General features: G+C 54.6%; 24 protein-coding genes. 13 read left to right on the top strand and 11 right to left on the bottom strand.

Annotated elements, in window-relative coordinates; translation table 11 throughout:
- Nucleotides 1–57 precede the first annotated feature (57 nt).
- Together AC6I7J_RS20940 and AC6I7J_RS20935 are read left to right on the top strand one after the other, a co-directional pair.
- A complete protein-coding gene (locus tag AC6I7J_RS20940; protein WP_150058972.1) occupies nucleotides 58–1,185 on the top strand; it encodes an acyltransferase family protein in 1,128 nt (375 codons plus the stop codon).
- A 499-nt stretch (nucleotides 1,186–1,684) separates the two neighbouring features.
- Nucleotides 1,685–7,465 (top strand): autotransporter outer membrane beta-barrel domain-containing protein, encoded by a 5,781-nt coding sequence (locus AC6I7J_RS20935; protein WP_498007277.1) that lies wholly within the window; start codon nucleotides 1,685–1,687, stop codon nucleotides 7,463–7,465.
- Between the two features lie 16 nt (nucleotides 7,466–7,481).
- Here the strand turns inward: AC6I7J_RS20935 and AC6I7J_RS20930 are convergent, their stop codons facing one another.
- From AC6I7J_RS20930 to AC6I7J_RS20905, 6 genes are read right to left on the bottom strand one after another with little or no spacing between them, the layout of a single operon-like run.
- On the bottom strand, nucleotides 7,482–8,549 hold the full coding sequence (locus AC6I7J_RS20930; protein WP_088517298.1) for an ABC transporter ATP-binding protein: 1,068 nt from the start codon (nucleotides 8,547–8,549) through the stop codon (nucleotides 7,482–7,484).
- A gap of 3 nt (nucleotides 8,550–8,552) precedes the next feature.
- Nucleotides 8,553–9,377, bottom strand: a complete 825-nt coding sequence (locus AC6I7J_RS20925; protein WP_498007276.1) for a carbohydrate ABC transporter permease — start codon at nucleotides 9,375–9,377, stop codon at nucleotides 8,553–8,555.
- A 9-nt stretch (nucleotides 9,378–9,386) separates the two neighbouring features.
- Nucleotides 9,387–10,307: a carbohydrate ABC transporter permease gene (locus AC6I7J_RS20920; RefSeq protein ID WP_132463025.1), complete on the bottom strand. Its 921-nt coding sequence runs from the start codon at nucleotides 10,305–10,307 to the stop codon at nucleotides 9,387–9,389.
- 24 nt (nucleotides 10,308–10,331) lie between these two features.
- Nucleotides 10,332–11,603, bottom strand: coding sequence for an ABC transporter substrate-binding protein (locus AC6I7J_RS20915; protein WP_088517297.1), 1,272 nt, complete (start codon nucleotides 11,601–11,603; stop codon nucleotides 10,332–10,334).
- Between the two features lie 21 nt (nucleotides 11,604–11,624).
- The gene (locus tag AC6I7J_RS20910) at nucleotides 11,625–12,791 is read right to left on the bottom strand and encodes a PLP-dependent transferase (protein WP_498007275.1); all 1,167 of its coding nucleotides are present in this window, start codon (nucleotides 12,789–12,791) and stop codon (nucleotides 11,625–11,627) included.
- The gene (locus AC6I7J_RS20905; protein ID WP_021509083.1) at nucleotides 12,778–13,488 is read right to left on the bottom strand and encodes a FadR/GntR family transcriptional regulator; all 711 of its coding nucleotides are present in this window, start codon (nucleotides 13,486–13,488) and stop codon (nucleotides 12,778–12,780) included. The genes AC6I7J_RS20910 and AC6I7J_RS20905 overlap by 14 nt, the downstream gene beginning before the upstream one ends.
- Before the next feature lie 189 nt (nucleotides 13,489–13,677).
- On the opposite strand from AC6I7J_RS20905, the gene AC6I7J_RS20900 reads away from it, so the two are divergent.
- Nucleotides 13,678–15,078 (top strand): VENN motif pre-toxin domain-containing protein, encoded by a 1,401-nt coding sequence (locus tag AC6I7J_RS20900; RefSeq protein ID WP_498007274.1) that lies wholly within the window; start codon nucleotides 13,678–13,680, stop codon nucleotides 15,076–15,078.
- A complete protein-coding gene (locus tag AC6I7J_RS20895) occupies nucleotides 15,075–15,335 on the top strand; it encodes a hypothetical protein (RefSeq protein WP_254185881.1) in 261 nt (86 codons plus the stop codon). The genes AC6I7J_RS20900 and AC6I7J_RS20895 overlap by 4 nt, the downstream gene beginning before the upstream one ends.
- 38 nt (nucleotides 15,336–15,373) lie before the next feature.
- Here AC6I7J_RS20895 and AC6I7J_RS20890 read toward each other — a convergent pair whose 3' ends face one another.
- Entirely contained in the window at nucleotides 15,374–15,592 is a 219-nt protein-coding gene (locus AC6I7J_RS20890) for a SymE family type I addiction module toxin (protein ID WP_260640893.1), read from the bottom strand.
- Between the two features lie 375 nt (nucleotides 15,593–15,967).
- Between AC6I7J_RS20890 and AC6I7J_RS20885 the strand changes: the two genes are divergently transcribed.
- The 4 genes from AC6I7J_RS20885 (at nucleotide 15,968) to AC6I7J_RS20870 (ending at nucleotide 18,038) form a co-directional block, all read left to right on the top strand.
- Complete coding sequence (locus AC6I7J_RS20885) at nucleotides 15,968–16,273, top strand: VENN motif pre-toxin domain-containing protein (RefSeq protein ID WP_498007273.1); 306 nt, start codon at nucleotides 15,968–15,970, stop codon at nucleotides 16,271–16,273.
- Nucleotides 16,274–16,803: 530 nt separating this feature from the next.
- Nucleotides 16,804–17,289, top strand: a complete 486-nt coding sequence (locus AC6I7J_RS20880; RefSeq protein WP_498007272.1) for a hypothetical protein — start codon at nucleotides 16,804–16,806, stop codon at nucleotides 17,287–17,289.
- A 397-nt stretch (nucleotides 17,290–17,686) separates the two neighbouring features.
- The gene (locus AC6I7J_RS20875; protein WP_276523025.1) at nucleotides 17,687–17,815 is read left to right on the top strand and encodes a hypothetical protein; all 129 of its coding nucleotides are present in this window, start codon (nucleotides 17,687–17,689) and stop codon (nucleotides 17,813–17,815) included.
- A complete protein-coding gene (locus AC6I7J_RS20870) occupies nucleotides 17,799–18,038 on the top strand; it encodes a hypothetical protein (protein WP_498007271.1) in 240 nt (79 codons plus the stop codon). The genes AC6I7J_RS20875 and AC6I7J_RS20870 overlap by 17 nt, the downstream gene beginning before the upstream one ends.
- A gap of 70 nt (nucleotides 18,039–18,108) precedes the next feature.
- On the opposite strand, the gene AC6I7J_RS20865 is transcribed toward AC6I7J_RS20870, so the two are convergent.
- On the bottom strand, nucleotides 18,109–18,309 hold the full coding sequence (locus AC6I7J_RS20865; protein ID WP_088517278.1) for a SymE family type I addiction module toxin: 201 nt from the start codon (nucleotides 18,307–18,309) through the stop codon (nucleotides 18,109–18,111).
- Nucleotides 18,310–18,354: 45 nt separating this feature from the next.
- Here AC6I7J_RS20865 and AC6I7J_RS20860 point away from each other — a divergent pair, with 45 nt between their 5' ends.
- Together AC6I7J_RS20860 and AC6I7J_RS20855 are read left to right on the top strand one after the other, a co-directional pair.
- On the top strand, nucleotides 18,355–18,687 hold the full coding sequence (locus AC6I7J_RS20860) for a hypothetical protein (protein ID WP_088517277.1): 333 nt from the start codon (nucleotides 18,355–18,357) through the stop codon (nucleotides 18,685–18,687).
- 358 nt (nucleotides 18,688–19,045) lie between these two features.
- A complete protein-coding gene (locus AC6I7J_RS20855) occupies nucleotides 19,046–19,318 on the top strand; it encodes a colicin immunity domain-containing protein (protein ID WP_498007270.1) in 273 nt (90 codons plus the stop codon).
- Nucleotides 19,319–19,356: 38 nt separating this feature from the next.
- Here the strand turns inward: AC6I7J_RS20855 and AC6I7J_RS20850 are convergent, their stop codons facing one another.
- A complete protein-coding gene (locus AC6I7J_RS20850; RefSeq protein WP_254919543.1) occupies nucleotides 19,357–19,458 on the bottom strand; it encodes a SymE family type I addiction module toxin in 102 nt (33 codons plus the stop codon).
- Nucleotides 19,459–19,640: 182 nt separating this feature from the next.
- Nucleotides 19,641–19,871: a hypothetical protein gene (locus tag AC6I7J_RS20845; protein ID WP_498007269.1), complete on the bottom strand. Its 231-nt coding sequence runs from the start codon at nucleotides 19,869–19,871 to the stop codon at nucleotides 19,641–19,643.
- On the opposite strand from AC6I7J_RS20845, the gene AC6I7J_RS20840 reads away from it, so the two are divergent.
- Both AC6I7J_RS20840 and AC6I7J_RS20835 read left to right on the top strand, forming a co-directional pair.
- Nucleotides 19,851–20,861: a VENN motif pre-toxin domain-containing protein gene (locus AC6I7J_RS20840; RefSeq protein WP_498007268.1), complete on the top strand. Its 1,011-nt coding sequence runs from the start codon at nucleotides 19,851–19,853 to the stop codon at nucleotides 20,859–20,861. The two genes, AC6I7J_RS20845 and AC6I7J_RS20840, sit on opposite strands and share 21 nt — an antisense overlap.
- Nucleotides 20,848–21,105 (top strand): hypothetical protein, encoded by a 258-nt coding sequence (locus AC6I7J_RS20835; protein WP_072208602.1) that lies wholly within the window; start codon nucleotides 20,848–20,850, stop codon nucleotides 21,103–21,105. Before AC6I7J_RS20840 ends, AC6I7J_RS20835 begins: the two co-directional genes overlap by 14 nt.
- Before the next feature lie 52 nt (nucleotides 21,106–21,157).
- On the opposite strand, the gene AC6I7J_RS20830 is transcribed toward AC6I7J_RS20835, so the two are convergent.
- Entirely contained in the window at nucleotides 21,158–21,433 is a 276-nt protein-coding gene (locus tag AC6I7J_RS20830; protein WP_498007267.1) for a SymE family type I addiction module toxin, read from the bottom strand.
- A gap of 604 nt (nucleotides 21,434–22,037) precedes the next feature.
- Between AC6I7J_RS20830 and AC6I7J_RS20825 the strand changes: the two genes are divergently transcribed.
- Nucleotides 22,038–24,020 (top strand): autotransporter outer membrane beta-barrel domain-containing protein, encoded by a 1,983-nt coding sequence (locus tag AC6I7J_RS20825; RefSeq protein WP_498007266.1) that lies wholly within the window; start codon nucleotides 22,038–22,040, stop codon nucleotides 24,018–24,020.
- The last annotated feature ends 94 nt before the right edge of the window (nucleotides 24,021–24,114 follow it).

The raw sequence follows: 24,114 nt of genomic DNA, 5'->3' as shown, positions 1-24,114 counted from the left end.
TTAGCATTCTGACTGAATCATTATGATTGCGTTACAACTCATTTCAGGATGTGCAATGTGAAAACAGAATCCTTTTTATCCAGCCGTAATATTGGCCTGGATCTGCTGCGTGCCGGCCTAATTCTGGAAGGGGTGTTATTACACGCCTCACGGAGTTTGCCGGGAGAGAATGGCTGGTATTATGTCGCGCAGCGCGATCCCTCGGAAATATTTACGGCACTGCTGAGCATGGTGCACACCTTCAGGATGGAAGTGTTCTTCTTTCTTTCGGGCATGTTCTCCGCGCTGATTATTTTGCGCAAAGGGCAGAAATTCTTTACGGATAATCGCCGTAAGCGCGTCCTGATTCCGCTGATATCAGCCTATCTGTTTATTCCGCCGCTGATGTATTTTATCGCGGGACAGATGAATAACACCCCGCTGAGTCTCGAAGGCTGGCTAAACAGCTATACCATGATGCACCACCTGTGGTTCCTCGTGTCGCTGTCGGTGATGTCGCTGCTGGTACCCGGCGCGTTCTATCAGTGGAGCGCCCGTCAGCTGGGCAAAATGTCGTTGCCAATGCTGATCGCCACGCTGGTGGTTCTCGGTAACGCCTGCTTCGTGCTGAAGTTTCTGGTGAAAGGCCGCGGTGAATTTGTCGAGCTCATCCCGGTGACCGCACGCTTCCTCGTCTACTACACCGCCGGTTTTGCGTTATACGTCAACCGCGAGAAAATTGCCCGGTACGCCAACAGTAAACTGATGAATGGCTGGCTGGTGGCCGCGCTGGTGCTGGCGGTGTGGGCCGCCTGCTATGTCGTCGCGCACAACCACATCACCGGGGTGATGAAATATGTGCCGGTGATGCTGGGCAGCGTGCTGTCGGTGATGCTGTCCTACTGGCTGGTATTTAGCTTCGAACGCATCAACGTGAAAGAGAGTCGCATTCTGACGGCAATTGTGGATTCCGCGCTGATCATCTATTTGCTGCACTATCCGGTGGTGATCATTTTCTCATGGCTGCTGGATGTCTGGTTACCGGATAACCTGTCAGTCCTGTATGTCCTGATCGATTTTGCCCTCGGCATTGCGCTGAGCGCGGTGTGTTACGCTATCGTCAAACGTTCACGCTTCGCCTCATTCATGTTTGGCCTCAAGCCGAAAGATAAAAAGGTGGCGGTGCCGGTCGAAGCGCGACTGTAATTGTCATCATGCCCGGCCGCCACTGGCGTGCCGGGTATTATTTCCCGCCATCTGATTTTTGCCATTTTTTGCATTTTTAGTTCCAGATAATTATCTCAGGCCGTTAGCGCAATTCTTAAAGCTTATCGCCGTCATCACAATTCCTTAAGTCAAACTGGACGTTTTAACCTGATCGCGGTAATACTCATTTCAACGGATTTCCAGCCGTAAGCTATTACGACAATATATTTCGCTTCGCTATTTCCCCCGCACTGCGCATTCGCTGTGCGGCATTTGTCTTTTCTCTGGTGAGGAAAATAGTGTGTTTAAATTAAATCCCTTGTTACTGAGCCTGCTTGCTGCGCAGGGCTTAATGCTGTCTGCCACACCGGTATCGGCGGTGGTATTAAAACCTTTCACTCCCGAACGCAACGACAATAAAGTTGGCGCTTATTGCTTATGTAATGGTTCAACCCAGACCCTAAGCGGTATACCGCGCTTTACCGTTGGAGAAAGTGGCATGAGCAGCGTCACGCTGGGTGAACTACAAAAGGTTGGGCGTATTATTAATGACAATTTAATCGGCGAGCCCCGCCTGCAACTCGGCGCACAAAATTATGCTATTGGTATTCCGGATGAAGAAACAGGCAGTTATCGTGTCTATCAGGTTTATAACAGTGCGGAAATGATTACGCCGGCGGAAATTAATGGCGCTACGGTAGTGCCAGATTATTATGATGTGAACGATAAGCAATATATTGATGCGCGCGTAGCGACAGTCATTAATGGCCGGTTAAATATCAATATTGGTCAGCAAGGCGCAGCCGCTAACGCCAGCACCAATCGCTGGTCAATGGCTGCCAAACAGAGTCAGTTATTTGCCAGCAGTAATAACGGCCAGATTAACTGGGACAGCAATAACCGTATCCGCTTTACCGCCGCCACGCCGCCGTACGGTGGCGATCGGCTGGCATTTGATGCCGGAGGTGTGGTGACCTACGCCGGTCTGTTTGATGTCACGCTTAAGGATGGCAGCAGCAACGCCTATTACGTCAGTAACCTCAATGAATTGCGGAACTATAACGACTGGCTGATTGACCAGATTAGCGGCGGCAACCTGAGCCCGGAAAGTTATAACGCTGCGCTGAACCAGGCGTTCAGCCTGCGCGACGGTCGTGTGGTTTACCGCATGAGCACCGGTAATTACGATGATGAAGTGGCTGCCGCTCTCGGCGATCAGGTGGTGCTGAGCGCCGATGGCGCGAAAGCCAGTGTGAAAATCAATCGCGGCAAAACGCTGGAAGTGGCTAATAGCGCCAGCGCCGTGATGCGCGCCAGCAACGGTGCAACGACGATTATCGCCGGAAAACTGGCGACCAGTAACGCGCTCTCATCCGAAGCGGGCGCGCTGGAGCTGATCAGCGGCGCGCGCGGTATCAATAATGGTGTCATCAACAGCGGTTTTTTCAACGCCGCCAATGGACGCGGCGTGGCGGAGGATTCCCTCGGCTATGCGGGCACGGCGGTGTCAGCGATTTATGACAGCGACTTCCGCAATAACGGCGTGCTCAATGTGCATATCGGTGATGCGCCGTGGGGCACCGCCGGCTTATTCCTCGGCAGCAGCAGTGCGGTCAACCACGGCAATATTAACATCGGCATTAACGATGTGGCGAACGGCTCCTCAGCAGCGGCGGTGAGTTTCAGCGGCGAGGGCAGCTTCGTCAACGCGCGCGATGGCACGATTTATCTCGGCCGCACACCGCAAAATCACAAGGGCGACGTCACGCAGGATGTCGCGGTCAGCCTCGGCGGTGGCATCAGCGCCATTTCCGGCCTGCTCGACTCACGTGCCATCAATGATGGTCGTATTGTTATCGGCTCAAAAGTCGAGAACGCCGTTGGCATGCGCATCGAGGCCGGGCCCAATGCGGTGTCACTGAATAACGGTGTTATCGATGTCAACGGTATGGCGCAGGCGCTACCGCGCGAAAATATCGCTATGCTGGCGATGGATTCCGGCAGCGGCGGCCAGGTGGGCAACCGCGGCACCCTCAATCTGAATGGCTATAACAGCACCGGCCTGAAAGTGATCGCCACGGCGGGCAATCAGGCGCACGCCTTCTCCAGCGGGGCGATCAACGTGGCGGGTGACGCCGACCGCTTTGGCGGCACCAACAATACGGCGGTGTGGGTAACTGGCGAACCGGGCGGTCACGCCAGTGCTGATATCACCGGTCCAATCCGGCTCAGCGGTAAAGCGGGCATCGGGATTCGTGCTGAAGGCCAGGCAACGGTCAACGTTAGCGCCCGCGCCATTCCCACCTCCAGCGGCAGCGACAGCATGCTGGATAGCGGACAGATCAGTTTCTACCGTATCGGCCCGGATGCGCGCATTAATCTGCCGGCCAACGGCCGCTACAGCGCTTCCGTGTGGAACGGCACGATTTTTCGCCTCGAGCAGGGAGCGGATTTTGACGGGCGCGGCCTGACTCTGTCGATGAATAGCCCGTTTGCAACCGGTGTGTACGGCAGCGGCGCGGGCACCAACATTGATACCCACGGCGCGACGCTGAACATCGCCAGCTTTGCCAGCGGACTGACTATCACTGATGGCGCCCGCGCCACCATTGATGCCGCAACGCGTATTCACCTCAACGGGTCTGATGCCCGCGTCGCCATCGCTGACGGTAATCGCTATACGCTGCAGGGTAACGTTGTTAACCCTAATACGCAGTTCGACCCGAACACTTTACTGATCAATCAGGCGGCGATAGACGGCCGCGCCAATAACCAGCAGCCGTTTACCGTGATGAATCATGCGCGGCTGGTGAATCGTGGCGCTATCTCCCTGCGGGGTGAAAGCGTAACGGGTATCTACGCGCAGTATGGCGCCACGGTCGACAACCGCGGCGATATCAACATTTTACGTAACGGCCGGGCACTGTTCGCCGATGGTTATCCAGGCGCCGGCGACGGCAAAACCCTGACGGAGATTAACAATAGCGGCACGCTTAATCTCTACAGCGGCCAGAGCACCCAGCAAACCACCACCTTCGGTGCGGTCTCGTATCACCAGCTGGGGCGGATTAACCAGAACGGCACGATTAATCTGTACGGCGATAACGTGGTCGGCGCGAAAGCCTTTGCCGGCGGTCGTATTACGCTGGGCACGAACAGCCGCGTGGTGTTCCATGACGCACAGCAGATCGGCTATCAGGCTTTTGATCCCGGCTCACGCCTGATCGTCAACGGCAGCCCGGTTGATGTCAGCAGTCGTAACTCGACGTTGTATGAAATCCGCAACGGCGCGTGGCTGTACAACCAGGGCTTTGGCAACGTCATGCTGAGCGGCAGGGACAGCACCGGCATCGTGGTCAGCGGGACGGATGCGCTGGTATCCAGCACCGATGTTTATCAGGTCACCGGTAAGGGTGCCACCGTGCTGCGCGCCAGCGATCGCGCGAAGGGGATCATTACCAGCCTTATCGCGCTGAACGGCAAAAACACCCTCGGCGCGCAGGCGACAGGCGATGGCACCGAGGTCTACGCTGCCTCGCTCATCACCGGCACCGGGCGCAACGCCACGGCGTTTGATGTCAGCGGCGACGCGCGCCTGTTTAATCAGCAGCAGGGCGTAGTGGATTTGCGTGGCCGCAACAGTACCGGGGCCCGGGTGCATGATGGCGGTAACTTTATCAACCGCGGCTCGGTTAGCGTCGCCAGCGGCACCGGCGTGGATGTCAGCAGCGGTTATGGCCAGTATGTACCGCTCGACAGCACCTTACGCGTGAATGACGGCACCGCCGCGCTGCGCGTGGGCTCCGGCGGCGCGATGATAATTTACGGCGACGGGCAGGGGGCCAGCACGCTGGCGGCTTACGGCAAAGCCGATGGTTTGCTGCTCGACAGCGGTGCGCAGCGCTTTGAAGCCAACGACATCATCATCGGCGCTTACGGCAGCGGTACTGCGCTGAACAATCGCGCCGGCATCAGTGATATTTCGCTGAGTAATGTGCGCTTCGAGGCTAACGGTGGCACCGGCATTCGCTCTGCCACCTCGTTCGATCCGGCGGGCAGCGCGCAGATTCACGTCGGCGCAGGCGGTACCGGCTATCGCTTTGAAAACGCAGATGGATCTACCACGGGCAACGATTTGGTGATTGGGCGCGACTACCGCATTGAAGTCAACGGCAGCGGCACCGGCGTGCGTGCCAACACCCGTGGACGGGTAATCGCTCAGGGCCTGATTGATATCCGCGATGCCGATGGCGGTTCGGCGATTGTCACCCGCAGCGCTAGCCAGGTGATCAACCAGGGCACCATCCGTTCACAAAGCCGCGTCGCACCGCTCATTGATTTGCGCGGCGGTGAGACGGTGTTTATCAACCAGGGCACGCTGGATGCGCCGTACGCCGATCAGGTGGTAGTGGCGGGCGGCGCGACCCGTGATGTGGTGGCACTGCTGGCGGGCAAAGTCACGGGCGAAGTGAACACCGGCAACGGCAGCGATACGCTGCTGGTTACGGGCGGCACGCTGGATGGCGGCCTGAGTATGGGTGACGGCAGTGCGAATCAGGCGACGGTGCAGGCTATCAGCCTGAACCAGACCCGCCATATCACCAGCGGCGGCGCGGATAGCACGCTGAACCTCAGCCAGCTCAATGCGCGCGGCGGTTCGTTCCGGCAGGACGACCTCACCAAAGGCACCAACCTCGGCGCGGGCTGGAGCACGCTGAACTTCATCGATACGCAGTGGACGCTGAGCGACAACATTAAACTGGCGCACAGCACCATCAATATCGATACCGGATCCACGCTGTTCGCCGGCGATGGCGTCAACGCGCGGCTGCAGGGGGCCAGCAATGATTCGCTGGTAGTGAATAATGCCGGCACGCTCGACCTTACCAACGGTGGCAATGTGGCGGCAAATACCCTGACCATCGAAGGTAGTCTGGCCTCCGCGCAGGGCCGCCTGAAACTCAATTCGACAGCCACCCACAGCGACGTGCTGCTTGTTAACGGTAACGCCAGCGGCACCACCTGGGTGGATGACCGCCTGCAGGGCGGCGGACTGCTGGACAGCAATCGCGACAACGTCATCGCGGCCAGCGAAGGCGTCTCGCTGGTGCAGGTGACCGGCAGCGCCAGCGCCGACAGCTTCAGGCTGAGCAATGGCTATGTGGCAGCCGGGCCGTGGCAGTATGGTCTGTACAGCTTTGCATCGGGCAGTAGCGCGGGCGGCAACGCATGGGACTATCGTCTGGCAAACAATTTCATCTGCAGCGATGGCTCGCTGTGCCAGCCGCAGGCGGGCAGTGCGGTTAAGGCGGTCCGTCCGGCGGTTACGCCGCAGGTGCCGTCCTGGATCTCCGCACCGGTCGGGCTGGCGTACTACTCGCTGGCAGTCACTGACGATCTGCATAAGCGACTCGGCGAACTGCGCCAGCAGCCGGCAGACAACGCAGAGATGTTTATCCGCTACCTCGGTTCGGATTTGCAGTATCGAAGCAATCGCGGCCTGGACGCTTGGGGTTATGACTTCGACCTCAACTACAGCGCCGTACAGCTCGGCGGCAATTTGCTGCGCGCCGATGGCGCTGAAGATAGCGTACGTGGCGGCGTCGCCTATACGCGCGGCAATACGCGCATTCGCCCGCATGCCGCTGACGGGTACAGCTCCACCAGCTTTGATAGCGATACGTTGTCACTTTATGGCACCTGGCTGCGCAGCAGTGGCTGGTATGTAGATGGTTCGCTGAGCTGGAGCGGCTACCGTGGCGAAACCGACATTGCGCGGCAGAAAGCGGTCGCCAAACCCAAAGGGCACGGCTGGACGGCGTCAGTCGAGTCTGGCTATCCGCTGATGCTGGCGGGTGATGTGCGCCTGGAACCGCAGGCACAGGTTAGCTGGCTGCGTATGAACATGGACAGTTTTACCGATGCTGACGGCGCGCGTGTCTCTTATAACGATTACGATCAAACCATTGGCCGGCTCGGCGCACGCGTGGCGCGCAGCTGGCAGGACAGTAGTCAGAACCAGTACACTCCGTATCTGCGCGCTAACTACTATCGCGGCTGGGGCGGTACGGCGCAGGTCAGGGTTGGCGCCAGCGACAGCGACCTGAGCCAGAGCTTCAGCAGCGGCAAATTTGGCCAGATGTGGGACGTCGGCCTCGGCGGCACGGCGACCCTCATCAACAACGTGGCGCTGTATGCCGAGGCGGATTACCGCAAAGAGATTTCCGGCAACGGCGTCAAAGGCTGGCGCTACAATGCCGGGGTGCGCTGGTCGTTTTGATCGCTTAAACGTGCAATTACAGGCGGCGCTGTGATGCGGCGTCGAACAGCATCGCACGTTCGCTGTCGAGCGTGACCGGCAAAATATCACCGGCGCGCGCGCCGGAACGCTGGGTGGTAAACAGCATCAGCGGGTGGCCAAACAGCGAACCGTGAATCAGTTCGGACAGGCCGGTCGGCTCCACCAGCGACACTTCAAGAGGCAGCGCATGCTGCTCACCCGGCTGCGCCAGACTGATGTTTTCCGGCCGGATGCCGTAAATAACGTCGCGGCCAGCGGCCTGTGCCGCCCAGTGCGTATTCAGGGGCAACTGTGCGCTGTCGCTGATACGCACGCCGCTGGGGGTCATCACGCCGTTGATAAAATTCATCGACGGGGACCCGATAAAACTGGCGACAAACTTATTGGCCGGTGTGTCGTACAGCTCCAGCGGTGTGCCCACCTGCTGAATGACGCCGTGGTTGAGCACCACGATGCGGTCAGCCAGCGTCATGGCCTCAACCTGATCGTGGGTAACATAAACGATGGTGTTGTTCATTTGCTGATGCAGCTTTTTGATCTCCACGCGCATCTGGCCGCGCAGTTGCGCATCGAGGTTGGAAAGCGGCTCATCAAACAGAAACACCTGCGGCTGACGCACAATGGCGCGGCCCATCGCCACGCGCTGACGTTGTCCACCCGACAGCTCTTTTGGCCGGCGATCAAGCAGGTGTGTCAGGCTGAGAATCTCCGCCGCTCGCCGGACTTTCTCCTCAATCTCAGCACGCGGTCGTTTCTGAATTTCAAGGCTGAAGCCCATGTTGCGCGCGACCGTCAGATGCGGATAGAGCGCATAGCTCTGGAACACCATCGAAATATCGCGGTCTTTAGGCGCCACCTCGTTCATCAGCTGACTGCCGATATGGATATTGCCGCCCGTCGCTAATTCCAGGCCGGCAATGGTGCGCAGCAGGGTGGATTTACCACAGCCGGACGGGCCGACCAGCACCACGAACTCACCATCTTTAATGGTCAGATTGATGTCGCGCAGAACCTCAACGTTGCCATAGCGCTTTTCGATTTGCGCCAGCGTAATTTCAGCCATTGTTTACCCCTTAACCGCACCGGCGGTGAGTCCCTGAACCAGGTAGCGTTGAATGAAAGCGAAGAACAGACAGGCTGGAATTAACGCCAGCACGGCGGCAGCCATCATTTCGCCCCACGAAACGGCGAATTTGGAGACGAAACTGAGCAGCCCGACCGGAAAGGTTATGACTTCGTTTTTGTTGATCAGCATCAGTGAGAACAGCAACTCACTCCACGCGGCGGTGAAAACAAAGCCGAGCGTCGCTGCCATGCCGGGCAGCGTCAGCGGCATCAGCACGCGGTACAGCGCCTGAAAGCGGGTGCAGCCTTCCAGCATGGCGGACTCTTCGAGATCTTTCGGGATGGCATCAAAAAATGACTGCATCAGGAAGGTGGCGAACGGGACATTGAAGGCGCTGTAAATCAGAATCAGCCCCAGCAGACTATTCGTCAGTCCCAGCGGGGCCATCACCCGGTAAATCGGCGCAATGATCATCACCAGCGGAAACATCTGCGTAAACAGCAGCAGGGCCGCCATCACCATCTTGCCGCGAAACTGAAAGCGGGAAAAGGCATAGCCGGCAGCCGCGGCAATCAAGGTGGTCAGCGCGGCAGTGCTGCAGGAGACAATGAGACTGTTAATAAAAAACGTGGGGAAATCACTGTCGGTCAATACCTTCGCAAAGTGGCTCAGGGTGAAACCGCCAGGTAACAGCGTCACGCCCTGACTGAACAGCAAACTGTCCGGCGTGACGGCAATTTTAATGATCCAGTACAACGGAAACAGCGCAAACAGCAAATAGGTGGCGATGCTGAGACGATGACCGATCAACGGTAACAGGCGCATGCAGACTCCTTACTTAAGTAACTGATGGCGGATGCGCAGCAGTACCAGCGCATAGCAGGTCATCAGCAGTAACAGACACACCGCCATCGCTGAGGCATAACCAAAATCCAGTTTGCGGTAAGCGGTGGTGAAGATGTAGCTGGAGAGAATCGAGGTTGAACCGGCCGGACCGCCGTCGGTCATCACCACGATCAAATCGGCAAAGTTAGCGATCCAGATGGTACGCAGCATCACGGTAATGGCGATCATCGGGGCGAGAAACGGCAGGGTGACACGGCGAAACTGCTGCCAGCCGCTGGCACCGTCGATGGCTGCTGCTTCATACAAATCTTTGGGAATCGACTGCAGTGCCGCCAGTAAAGTGATGGCAAAAAACGGGATGCCGAACCAGACGTTAGCAATCACCGGCCCCCACATCGCCAGTTGCGGATCGGAAAGAATATTGTAAGGTTCACTGAGAATGCCTACGTCGCTGAGCCACTGTGGCAGCGGACCCACGACCGGGTTGAGCAGCCAGGACCAGGTCAGGCCGGAAAGAAACGCCGGCACCGCCCACGGTAAAAACACCAGCGCCTGCACCCAGCGGCGAAAGCGAAACTCGCGGTTAAGCAGCAGCGCCAGCGCGAGGCCGAAAAAGAACTGCAGCAGCAGTGAACTCAGCGTCCAGTTAAGGGTATGGCCGAGCGCGCGAAAGAAGCGGCGATCGTCAAGCATCTGCGCAAAGTTCGCCCAGCCAACCCAGCCGCTTTCCAGCGGATTGAGCAGGTTCATGCTCTGAAAAGCGTAAGAAATGCCGATCGCCATCGGCACGAAGATGAACAGGGCGATCAGCAACAGGCCCGGTGATAGATACCACCATGGCTCAGCAAGCCGGGTCCAGCGCCAGCGGCGACGCGCCGGGCTGGCAGGAAGAGAGATTTCAGGCGTCATTTCAGGGCTCCGGTTTACGCGGGATTACTGGCTGGCGAGCCAGGCTTTTTGCTCTTTACTCAGATAGCTGGCCCAGTCCTGCACCATATCTTTGGTGTCGTTTTCGCCCAGTAACGTCTCCTGGCTGCTCTCTTTCACGATCACTGAATTGAAATAGCCCCAGCCTTTGAGATGGGTCGGCATGGTGAGCGGCACATAATTTGGATCGTTCAGCTCCTTAAACCAGCCGGCAAACTGCGGCGTCTGATAGAACGGGTCCTGTTCCGCACCTTTATAGATGGGTAGCGTGCCGACAAACTTCGCCCACGCCAGGTTGTTGGTTTTATTACTGAGGAAGGTAATCAGCGGCCAGGCGACATCGTTTTGTTTACCCTGTTTGAACATCGCCCAGCCGGTATAGCCGATGGTTGGGAAGGCTTTACCGGACGGTCCGACCGGCATGGGCGCCACAGCAAAATCCTCAGCCGCCATGCTATTTTTAATCGCGATCAGCGCGTCCGGATCCTGATCGAGCATGGCGCATTTGCCGGAATAAAAGCCCGAGACAATCTCGTTAAAGCCCCAGTTCACGCTGTCTTTAGGTGCGCCACCTTGCTGATACAAATCGACCAGCAGTTGTGCCCCCTTTATCGCCCCCGGCTGGGTTAAAGTACTGTTGCCGTCTTTATCAAAGAAGGCAGGCGAACCGTTCATCGCCGCCATAAACATCATCCACGCATTGGTTCCCCCCACGCCGCCGCGCATGCAGTAGCCGCTGATACCGTTACCTGACTGACTAATACGCTTCGCGTCGCTGGCAAACTCTTCCATGGTTTTCGGCGGCTCACTCAGTCCTGCCTGCTTAAACAGCTTCTTATTCCAGAACAGCGCCCGCAGGTAAAAACCGTACGGCACCATGGTGGCTTTGCCGTTCGCGGCCCGCGCCATTGCCAGCGTTTTGTCAGTCAGCTGGGCGCTTTCAGGCCAGCTTTTCAGGCGGGGTTCAAGATCCTCCAGCATATTGTTGCTGGCGTATAAGCCTTGCCAGGTATCGGGCATCTCCACCACATCCGGTACCTGTCCGCTCTGTAACATGGTGCCCAGTTTTTCAAATGCCTGACCCCACGGCAGCGAAATCAGCTCAATCTCGGTACCAGGATGCTGCGTCTTGTATTCGTCGAGCATTTTTTGCAGAAGCGCGGTACGTGGCGGGCTGGTAATAACTTCCACCACGGTGAGTTTGGCTGCGAGGCTGCAAAAGGCGCTGCCTAAACCCACGGCGAGTACCAGGGCTTTCAGGGCGAAACGTGTTGTCATGGCTGGTTCTCCGGAGCGTGATTAACGGTGAGTGGCGGCAGCAAGTGCCTGATTCAGATCGGTCCAAAGATCGTCGGTCTCTTCGAGGCCAACAGAGATACGGATCAGGCGCGGCGAGACACCAAAATCCTGGGCTGAATTAAATTCACTGGCCTGATTAATGACCGAAATCGCCGGCATCACCAGGCTCTCGAAACCTCCCCAGCTAACGCCCATGTGGAACAGTTGCAGGGCGTTGCAGAATTGCGGTATGTCGACCTGTTCGGTCACGGCAAAGGAAAAAAGCCCGCTGTAACCGCGCAGCGTGGACCATGCAGGGGGATTGAGCCCGGGATGGCAAACCGCGCTGACCTGCGGATGGTCACGCAGCTTTTCCGCCAGCTGCAGGGCGCTTTGCTGATGCTGCTTCATGCGCAGCGGCAGCGTGCGCAGGCCACGCATCAGCAAAGACGCTTCGTTCGCAGACAGTTTGCCGCCAAGGAACGGACTAATGTGACGGGCAATGTTGTTGATGTGCTGGTGGCTGGCAATCACCAGGCCGGCCACTACATCGCTGTGGCCGCTGATGTACTTCGAGGCGGAGTGCACCACGATGTCGATACCACACAGCAGCGGCTGCTGGAAAATGGGCGAAGCCCAGCTGTTATCAATCAACGTGACGACGCCCGCATCGCGCGCCAGCGTGGCCAGCTGCCGCAGGTTCTGTTCACTCATCACCCAACTGGAGGGACTTTCCAGATAGAGCAGGCTGGCACCGGGCAGCGCGGCGGCCATCGCCGCTTCATCGTCGCCATCAACAAACTGCGTCGTGATACCGAAACGCTGACAAAAGCCGCGCAAAAAGCGGTAAGTATCGGGATAGACATGATTAACGCAGACCACTTTCGCACCTGGCTGAACCACACTCAAAATCGCGTTGCTGATGGCGGCCATGCCGCTGGCAAAGGCGAGGCAGGCGTCACCGCCTTCCAGCGCGGCAACTTTATCCTGTAGCGCTTTGACCGTCGGATTATCAACGCGGGAATAGAGCGGCTGGTCGCTCTCACCGCGAAAGCGGGCGATCATGCTGTCGTAATCGCTGAAGGTAAACAGCGAGGACTGATAAATCGGTGGCGTTACGGCGCCCTGTTCGTGGCGCTGGTCGTGGGTCAGCAGTGTTTGTTGCGCAATAGGTTTAGCGTTTGGCATGGATCACGTCCTTCATGTCGCGTTCGGTGATATCAAGAATCTGGTGGCAAAGGGCGCGCGCGGCCTGGCTGTCGCGGGCGCGGATGGCGTTAAACAGTTCACGGTGCAGGGGAAACGAGTCTGAAAACAGCGCCTGCTCCGGCGGGGACTCGAAAAAGGCATGCAGCGTGTCGTAGACGCCGTTAAGCATCTGCAACAGCAGCGGATTACCGGCGGCGCGGTAAATGCTGGTGTGGAAAGCCCAATCCTCCGGCCCGGCGGAACCGATAGCCAGGTGCACACGCTCCATCTCTTCCAGCCGCCGTTCGATTTCCAGCAGGTCGTCGGCGCTGGCGCGCTGCGCGGCCAGCACGCAGGATTCGGACTCAATGATGCGGCGCACTTCCAGCGCATGAAGCATGTTGGCGGAGTCGTTTTTAAAGCGCAGAGAGAGAAAGCTGTCATGCAGACCGACCTCCGCCTGCAGAAAGGTGCCGCTGCCTTTTTTGCGCACAATGATGCCGAGTGCTTCCCAGCGCTTGAGCGCCTCGCGCACCGTATTACGGCTGACGCCCAGTTTCTCCGCCAGCTCGCGCTCCGGCGGCAGGCGACTGCCCGGCTGCGCGCCGGCATGCGCCATGTAGCGCGTGAGCGCATCAAGAATCAGCGTATCGCTGCGCGTGGGAATGATGGGATGGAGTTCAGCCGGGTCATGCATCGCTTTGCCTTAATTGGTCCAACATCTCTACCAAAGACATAGCAACCCGCATGCCAGAATCGTGAGCTTTTGATTCAGCGAGAAATTTGATGTCTTAATAAGCGCAGATTATGAGATCTGCTGGTGCAAAACCCGCCAGGGTGCACCGTGGTGTGGCGGTATACAGCCGTTGCCCAGGGAACGATAGTGGTGCGTGACCAGGCAAATCAGCAGCAGGATGTTGCTGCACTTAGCCGCGACACCGAGCACGCTAATGACAGCATCAGCCCGATTTTCGACAAAGAGAAGGAGCAGAAACGCCTGCAGACGGCTCAGCTGATCGGTGAAATAGGCAGCCAGGTTGCTGATATCGCCCGGACGCAGGGGCAGATTGAGGCGACGGAAGCAGGTAAGAAGGAACTGGCAAAAAACAACATAAACCAGCCGGATGCCGACGCTCCTGCGGCTGAAAAGAAAGCGTATCAGGAAGCGCTGGAAAACAGCAGTGATTATAAGAAGACCATGGCACTCTGGGGCACCGGCAGCGATATCCAGAAAGGGATTCAGGCGGCGACTGCGGCAATTCAGGGTTTGGCGGGTGGCAATCTGGCGCAGGCAGCCAGCGGCGCAGCGGCACCGTATCTGGCCGAGCAGATACACAAATATACCGCCGACAATCAGGCCGCAAAAGCGATGGCTCATGCAGTGGTAGGTGCGGTAACATCGTGGGCTGCAGGCAACAGCGCGGCAGCAGGCGCGACCGGTGCGGTCAGCGGAGAGCTGATGGGTCAGTTGATCATGCATTCGATGTATCCGGGTAAACAGGTCAGTGACCTGCAGGAGTCGGATAAGCAGATCATCAGTGCACTGAGTACACTGGCTGCAGGTCTGGCAGGCGGCGTGACCGGCGGCAGTAGCGCCAGTGCGCTGGCCGGCGCTCAGGCAGGGAAGAATGCGGTTGAGAATAATGCGCTGAGTGACGGATTCCAGTTACCGAAAGGGATCACAGACTACGGGATGGCGGTGAGATCATGGGGGCAGTACGTACAGGATAATAATATCTCCCAGGAACAGAATCAGGCTGGGCTGGATAAACTGGCAAAAGGTGATTTACCGGAAGGTGCCAATATCCCGAAAGTAATCGTTGAAGCTTATAAAGATGGCGTCCTGGCTGCCGGGGCGGCTTATCTCGGACCTGCTGCATCTTTAGGGAAGGTGGCAGTGAGTGCTGTTATTGCCGGTATCGCGAATGGTAGTTATCAGTTGCTTGATATGAGCAGTTCAGGCAATGAAAGTAAGACGTATGATTACTGGAGTACTGCGACAGCCGCTGCTACTGGTGCTATGGCTCCGGGACGGGGAATTTGGGCGAATACAGGAATTGCGGCCGGTAGTGCTGTGTTTACGGACGGGCCAGATGCTGGGGCTGTTGGTGGAGCCGTTGCAGGTGCGGTGGCCGGAGGATACTTTGGTGAATATGCGCCCGGTTTACTTAAACCTGCTTTAGGGGCTTCGTCTGGTTTTTGGGCGGAAATAGGTAGTGCTTATACATCAGAAATTTTGGGGGACGCAACTAAAGATGCAATTAATAGGGGGGGGAATAATAAATGAATAAAAAACCTACATTTCATCTTCTTATTTTAAGCATGTTATATGGGGTTGTCTGTTTTTTCTGCTTAGGAATTGTTTTACGGCTAATCGTTAATTATTTACATATAGGTAATTTTCAAATTGGCTTAGATGCAATATATAAAACTATGGTCATGAGTGGAATAGCTGGAGTGGCCGCTGGTTTTGGCTCATGGATCTTTGCCAAGATAGATGAACATAAAACCCGAAAATCACCGCCTTCCGACCCCAAACCCTGAATAAAAATCCCGGCCAGCGAGCCGGGAATTTTATATTGTCACTCAGCTGCCGCCAGCCGGATGATCATCTGCCCCGGCGTGGTGATCACCTCGACCTTCTGCCCGATGTCAAATCCCAGCTCAGCCATCCAATGGCATCGTAGCGTGATAGACGGTGAAGGCCTGTGCTTCAGGTGATCGCGGATATAGTCCACAGTATAACGTCTTGATTTATTTGTGGGCGTGTCGGTCTCTGACTTATGATGAGTCTTAGCCATGATCAACTCCTCGTTAATTGCTTGCGGTCAGCGGGCTGGGGTATTCGAGCACCTCAATTCCGCGCCTGTTAGCTAATCCGTTTACCCATCACGTTATCCAGCATCTCAGAAATAAACTTCTGCTTCGCCATTAGCGTCTGTCGGATCGCATCGATCTGCCTTTCCAGCCGTGGCACCGTGCAGTGGCTAGTGTTATAAAATCGCGGGCGGCAGGAAACAGCGCGGCAGCAGGCGCGACGGGTACGGTCAGCGGAGAGTTGATGGGCCGCTGATCATGCATTCAATGTATCCGGGTAAACAGGTCAGCGACCTTCAGGGTCGGATAAGCAGATCATCAGTGCACTGAGTACCCTGGCTGCAGGTCTGGCAGGCGGCGTGACCGGCGGCAGTAGCGCCAGTGCGCTGGCCGACGCTCAGGCAGGGAAGAATGCGGTTGAGAATAACTCGCTCAGTGACCTGAGAGATGCATTGGCGCAGGGTAAGACTCCTCAGCAGGTCGCGAAAGGATGCGTTGAAGCAGAAAATGACCGCTATAAGAAGGAAAACTGTGCCGGGATGAGCGCGAAAGCGTGCTCGGTGAAGATGTACACTCAGCGTCAGGAAGAACTGAAAGATATCCTTTCAACGGGCGCAGACTTTATGCCGGTGGTCGGGACCATCAAAAGCGTAGATGAGGCATAATCGGCACTGGATTATCTTCTTTCTGCTGCCTCAGTGATCCCCGGAGAGCGCATTGCTTCCGGTGTTTTGAAAAATGTGGAAAAAGCTCTGGCTAAGGGCGATCACAATGAAGCATCCAAGCTGCTCAACTAGGCCAGCGATGAAATTTCTGGATATCTTCCTGGTCCAGGGAAAATATCCATACCAGCTTCTGGTATTGGTGCTGGTGCCAAGTTCTCGGTAACCAATGCACAGGTTGGGAAAAAACTGGGTAAACATGTTGAGGATTTTGCTGGGAATACATCAAATGCGGCCGACCGAGAACGTGTTTTAAATATTATAAATGATATATGCTCTAGTCCATATAAAGTTGTTGCAGGGAAATTTGCAGGGCAAGGAGCTGGGGCAGGTGCCAGTGGTGGTGATGTATTCTTCAGAATAAAAGGAAATGATGTTGTTGTTACTAAACCAGATGGTAGCTTTATTATCATCCTTAAAGATAGTGTGTTAAATAACACCTATGTGAAAAATGCACTGAAGGGGCCACCGCAATGATGCTTTTGGGGGAGGGGTATCAAGAGCTGTTACGTAATGTAGTTGGACAAAAACTTCAAAATGTAAATGGTCTGATATATGTTTATGACATTCCAGATTTAGGAGCGCCGCAACAACTTCATCTTGTTTTTTTTGATGAAAATCAAAGAATTGTATTCAGGTGCGGACTGGATGGGGCTTCACTTGAACTAACTGATTTGCCAATGCAAGAAAATGATCTCGGAGAGTATGGCAAAGAGGTAATCATGGATTTGTCAAATTCATGTTCGTTTCAGAAAGTTATTGGGAAAACACTCTTACGATTTAACGTGATTTATTCTGAAATTGAACAAAAAGTGATTGGGGTAAAGTTATTTTTTGATAAAGGTCTTACTTTAATAATTATTAACCTCGGGGATGAAATTAAAATTTTTGATTCTTTGCCAATTGAATATGAGCGAGACGAGAAAATTAATTACTTTGATGTTTCATCTATTTTTTAAAAACAGCCTTCCCGACAGTTAATCTCTTAACCGTCTGAGTCTCCTGACTCTCAGACTGCACCATCGCAGGTTTCTGAAGGGTGCCAGTCATAACGCTGATTATGCGTGGTTCGTCCTCCTGAACTGTGCATAACCCTGCATTATGTTGAATAGCTGCAGGCAATTTACCCGGTGGGTGGGTTCTTCAACGGGGGAGGTAGCGTGTTCAGGCTAAAAAGGCGCGTCGGGGCAAAAAGTTGTCGCACCGGAAGAGCGGCAGGCAAAAACGACGGTAATGAACGGAAAGTAACGGGAAAAATCGGCCTCGCCTCTGTAATCCGCGTCAGAGAAAGTTGTTGTTGAGAATAATGCGCTGAGTAAGGAAGATGAGAAGCGCCACGGTCTGCGGCCAGTAGATATGATTGACATCATTCCACTGTTCAACGGGACTGCTAAAGTTTTTGATGATATTATTGGTTCAGTAGGTGGAGAGTTTATAAATAACACTGTTGAGGATGAGGTTTATAAAAATGATAAGAAAAAATAAGCCTACAATATGGTTGTTGCTTATAAGTATTGTATATATGGTCTTTTGCTGCTTAGTTTTTTTCTCTTTGGCGCTGATAGCTGTTCAGCTAATCATTAGCCATATAATTGCTGTTGAACAGTCAGATATTAAATATATTCTGATTGCGAGTATCATTGCAGGAACAGCCGCAGCTTTTAGATCATGGCTTTTTGCCAAAATAGATGAGCGTAAAGCCCGTTAATCTCCGCCCTCCAAACCTGCATAACCTCAGAAATCCCGGTCCTAAAAACCCGGGAGTTTTCATCTGTCACTCAGCCAGCGGCCGGATTATCAGCTGTCCGTGACCCCGCCTCTTCAAGCCAGTTACCCTTCAGGTTAAGGCTGGGGTAACAGCTGTAACGGGTGGTTCTGCCGGTGAGGCGGCACTCATGGCGGATACTGGTATATCCGACCTTAAGCTGGCGTAACGCTTTGGAAATGCTCACTTCTGGCTTAGTATCGTGCTCAGCCATATCAACTACTGAAAAAACCTTTATAAATGCACCGGGAGGGCAATAATGAGGAATGGTCAGGAAATTTATAAAGATATCGGTACTGTTTTATATAGTATCGCTCCCGATAAAGCTAAGAAGATCATTATGCGAGCAGAATTGTCACCGGAAAATGATCATTGTGAATATGAATATGATTATCTTGATGATGATGATAAAACTCAATGGTTAACGGCAGGTGGAAGGGCGAATACAGATATCCTTCATTATCTGGTAGAGCTTCGTAACTATTATATTGAAAACAATCTGACCAATGGCCGCCCTGCGTGGCATGGATGTGAAGTGACTTTGGATGTTAAAAAAATGAAACTAAATATAGACTTCCGCTACGACGATTAGCCATCAATGAGCCCGGCTCTCAAACCGGGATCTTCTTATTTTTTAGCCGTCAAATTTACCCACAATGCCCGTTCCCGCGCTTGATCACCGGCAGATTGCCAGTGTCGTTCAGCGCGCCGGGGAACACCTTAAGTCACTGCTTCATCTTCGGCCTGTTGACGAATACCACGCCACATTTAGATAACACAAGAACTTATGAACATGAAACATACTTGTTAGTTCCAGAATCGAAAGTATTTTTTAACCCGCAAAAAAATAATGTAGTTGTGGTTGATAAAACAGGTAATTTTGTCAGTTGATGGAAGCTTGATCCTCAAACGAAACAGTATGATAACTTTATGGATAACGGGGTTTTAAGATGAGTCAATCACTTAAGAGCTACATTGATAGTTTTATATCGAGGGACATAACAGCTGGCTGCTTTGTGGACACTTATATGATTAAGTGGAAAACAGAACGTGATAATGAATTACTTGCACAGGATGATGATAATTTAAGTGAGTTACTATCCAGCGTATTTTGTATTGCTGATATGTATAACCCAGATAATGATCGTGAAGAACATGAATTTAATGAAAATAAACTTTGGTATGAAATAAATAAGCTAATAGCCGCTTATACAGATAACTAAAAGGAAATCCCGGCCATTGAGCCGGGATTTTTACATTATCAGTCCGCCGCCAGCCGGATAATCATCTGCCCCGGCGTGGTGATCATCTCGACCTTTTGCCCTGTCGCAAACCCCTGCTCAGCCATCCAGTGACCGCGCAGGTTAATGGACGGTCAAGGCCTGTGCTGCAGGTGATCGCGGATAAATCCCACGGTATAACGTCTTGATTTAGATGTGGACGTGTCGGTCTCTGACTTATGATGCGTGCCAGCCATAATCAGCTCCTCGTTAATTGCTTGCGGTCAGCGGGCTGGGATATTCGAGCACCACAGTTCCGCGCCTGTTAGCTAATCCGTTTACCCATCACGTTATCCAGCATCTCAGAAATAAACTTCTGCTTCGTCATTGGCATCTGTCGGATCTCATCGATCTGCCTTTCCAGCCGTGGCACCAGTGCAATGGTTCGTGTGATAAGATCGCGGGCGGCAGCACGGCAGCACGGCAGCACGGCAGCACGGCAGCAGGCGCGACCGGTGCGGTCAGCGGAGAGCTGATGGGTCAGTTGATCATGCATTCGATGTATCCGGGTAAAGAGGTCAGTGACCTGAAGGAGTCGGATAAGCAGATCATCAGTGCACTGAGTACCCTTGCTGCAGGTCTGGCCGGCGGCGTGACCGGCGGCAGTAGCGCCAGTGCGCTGGCCGGCGCTCAGGCAGGGAAGAATGCGGTTGAGAATAATTTCCTTGGTTCAACATCTTCAAAGAAACTCGACAAAGCCATTGATAAAATTAAAAACGGCGATAAAACATTAGCTACCGCTAATGAGCTTATTAAGCTGGAAAATGCTGACAAACGCAGTGATGCGCTGGTTTCTAAATTTACCAAAGACCCTTCTCAGATGAGTGGTACTGAACGTGCTGAACTGGCTGGTTATCTGCGGGTTTATGCATCTGAGATGGAGAAGGAATACGGCCCCGCTGTCTCACAGGAACTGGTTAAAGGTCTGCTGTCCGGGCAGGATTACGTTAAACGTACACCTGATTCTGAAGCCATGTCTAAAGCTCAGAGTATTATGAATACCTGGGGCTATCACAAGTCGAATGCCAGCATAGGCGATGTGCCGTTGATGTTTGGAAGCAGTGTGCTGGGGCTTACGGTGAAAGGTATGGCTGCTAATGCAGCAATCGGTGTGGGAGTTAATGCTGGCGTTCAGCTTGCCGGAAAAGATCCGTTCAGTTATGTGGATGTGATTATGGCAGGGGTAACAGCGGCAGCAACGACGGGTAAAGGTATTATAGCTTCAACACCTATCAATATGGGCGGCACAGTAATTGGCAGTAGTATTAAGGGGGAAGAACCAACAAACGCTGTTGCAGGTGCTGGAGCGGGTACTGTTATTGGTGGTCTCGGAGGGGAAGTAATAAAAGGAGCCGCCTCAAAACTAGGAAAAGATGCTATATCTGATTTAACAGGTACAGTTATCGGGGGTTACATCAGTGAGAAAACAGGAAATGCTGTAAAAGATCTTCTCGATAAAAAGGATGATGCGAATGCTAAAAAATAACCTTATTACATTATCTAAGTTGATATTATGCTGCCTGGCTTTGTTTTTAGTTGCTGATACGGCAGTAGTACTTCTTGCATCATTAATTGTATATTTTAAAAAAGATTTTTTTTCATTCAGTTGGCAGGACGTTTTTTCATCCTTTTGTGAATCAGGATATGTTGGAGGCCTTATTTTAGGTGTTGGGATATGGATAAAGGTCACGTTAGAAGAACGTAAGGACCGAAAAAAGCCAGCCAAATAATTCTATAACAAAAATCCTGGCCTAAAAAAGGCCGGTATTTTTTGTCTGCCAGTCAGAACCGCAGTTCAGTCTCAATCACCAGCCGCCCGCGCTCGACGGTAACGATAACGGACTGTCCGGTGTTAAAGCCGAGATCTTTGAGCCAGCGGCCCTTCAGTATGAGTTGCTGCTGCGGGTTGACCTTCATGCCATTGGGAGTGTAGCCGAGGGTGTAATGCCGTTGGGGTTCGTTTACTGCAGTTGCGCGGGGTTCTGCTTTAGAATCGCATTCAGCCTGCCGTAACGCTTTGGAAATGCTCACTTGTGGCTTAGTATCGTTCTCAGCCATGATTAACTACCTCTTATAGTTGGTTGTGGTTAGCAGGCTGGGGTGTTGGCGCACCTCAGTTCCGCGCCTGTTAGCTACTCCGTTTATCCATCACGTTATCCATCATCTCAGAAATAATCTTCTGCTTCGACATTGGTGTCAGTCGGATCGCATCGCTCTGCCTTTCCGGCCGAGGCACCAGTGCAATGGTTCGTGTGATAAGATCGCGGGCGGCAGGAAACAGCGCGGCAGAAAAACCCTTTGTTCGAGGTAAATTCTGTTCCTGGTTCGGGTGCTATTGAAAGCTTTCCAGCAGCCCTGTCGGCACTGGATTACCAGGCTGCAGCAATCGAAATTATTTCGGCTTCAGTTAACGCCGCCGCTTCGTCACTCAAAGCACCGTTCCTCACGCTGCGGTTACCAGCCCGAAATCCCTGACGTGCCGATCCACCCCGCAAATTTCTGCTCTCTGCCTGGTAAAGGCGCGCCTGCCTGACTACACCTTAAGCATCCTTGTTATCACTGTCCTTTCCGCTGTTTAAGCGGTTTTCAGCCTGCGCGACGGCATCCTGCGGCGCCGGCACCTTTAGCGGTCAGACATGACCTCTGGCCTGATTCGGAGTGAATGATGAAGAGTCGCAACCTGGCGCGATCGGCGGTCGCGTTTGCCACAGTGAGTTGCCTGTGTGTGCCGTTTAACGCTCTGGCGTGGGATAACCTGACGGTTTTCGGCGATAGCCTGAGCGACGGCGGTAATGTCGGGCGTTTTACTTATGATGGCGCGCAACATCCACTGTATGACGAGATCCTTGCTGCACAGTTCGGGCAAACGCTGCAGCCGTCGTCGCGCGGTGGCAGCAACTATGCACAGGGCGGCGGCGTTACCGTGCCGGCGCTGGATGCCAGCCTCAATACGCAAGACCAGCTGGCTGCTTATCTGCAATCCACCGGCGGACGCGCAGATAGCAACGTACTGTACATTCACTGGGTGGGCGCTAACGATATCGCGGCGGCGGTGACCAATCCGCTTACCGCGCGCGCGACCATCAGCAACAGCGCCAGCGCGGCGGTGTCGCAAATCAAAACCCTGCTGGATGCCGGTGCGGGGGCGGTGATCGTGCCAAACGTGCCGCAGCTCGGCTCCACGCCTTTCATGGTGCAGGCGGTGCTGAGTGTGCTGGGGCCGGCGGCGCAGTCGGCGATGGTCGCGGCGTTTGCCTCGCTGGACAGCCATGCCACGCCCGACGTGGCTGCGCGCCAGCAGGCGGTGCGCGACGCATTCGATCAGGCCGCCGCACAGGTATCGACCATCCCGGCGCTGCGTGCCGCGCTGGCGCAGCAGCTGTTTTCGGCCTGGCAGGTGCTCAGCGAGCAGGTGACGGCCCTCTCCGATGGCTATAACCAGCAGGAAGAGGCCGGGCTGGTGGCGCTGAATGGCAACATTGTGCGTGCCGACATCGCCGGCCTGTTCAACGAGGTAATTGCCGATCCGCAGCGCTATGGCCTGAGCAATACGCTGGGGATGGCCTGTCCGGTCGGCACCTCCGCCGCCGAATGCACCTCGTCAACGCCCGGTTTCAGTAACGCGCAGGCCTATCTGTTCGCCGACCGGCTGCATCCCAGCCCGGCGGTACATGCCATGATCGCCGACTACATTCAATCGATCCTTGACGCACCCGCGCAGGTGGCGGCACTGGCACGGGCGCCGCTGATGCTGTCGCGGGATATGCAGAACACCCTCGACGGCCATTTACAGCAGCAGCGTCAGCAGCGGGCCAGTGCCGGTCAGGTCAGCGTGTTTGGCGGCTATGCCGGTCAGCATATTGATTATCGCGGCGATAGCCTGCTTAACGGTGACGCCAATACCGGCAGCCTGACGCTGGGATTAGGCTATCAGTTCACGGATAACTGGCAGGCAGGTCTGCTGTTGTCCAGCACCGCGCAGCACCAGCATCCGTCGGCGCACTACGACTACAAGCTGCGCGGCAATTTGCTGGCGCTGTATAGCCAGCTGACGCTGCTGGAGCAGGGCTGGATCAATGCGGATGTGCACTATGCCGATCTCGATTTTGACAGCATCGAACGTCGCATCAATATCGGCCCGGCAACGCGCACCGAACAGGGCAGTAGCAGCGGAAAAATGCTCGGGCTACGGGTGCAAACCGGCTGGGATCTGCCGATAGGCGAACACCTTTCTACCGGTCCGGTTGCCAGCTACGCACTGGATTATGTGCGGGCAGGGGGCTACAGCGAAAACGGCGACAGCAGTACCGCTATGCGCTTTTCCGATCAAACCCTGCATTCGCAAATCGGCGCGCTTGGCTGGCGTATCGACAGCAAACAGTGGCCGGTGAATCCGTGGGCGCAGCTCAGTTATAACCACCAGTTCGGCGATACGCAGAACGCGGTGCGCGCCGGGCTGAAGTCAACGCAGACCGGCTTTGTACGCAGCGTCAGCGCCGGTGATAAAAACTGGCTGGATATGTCGCTGGGGGCCAGCGTGCCGCTGGGTGAAACGGTCAACGCCTTTGCCGGGGTTTCTGCGGTCGGTGGCAACAGCGCCTATCATCAGCTGAGCTGGAATATTGGCCTGAACGCGACATTTTGACGGCGACGCGCCAGTCGAAAATTTTTACTGGCGCGTTATCTCGCGTAAAAAATTAAACTGATGATCGCGGGAAATATTTCGATAATTCAAGCCA

The sequence above is a fragment of the Type-C symbiont of Plautia stali genome, assembly GCF_059730935.1.
This window is presented reverse-complemented; position numbering and strand designations above follow the sequence as displayed.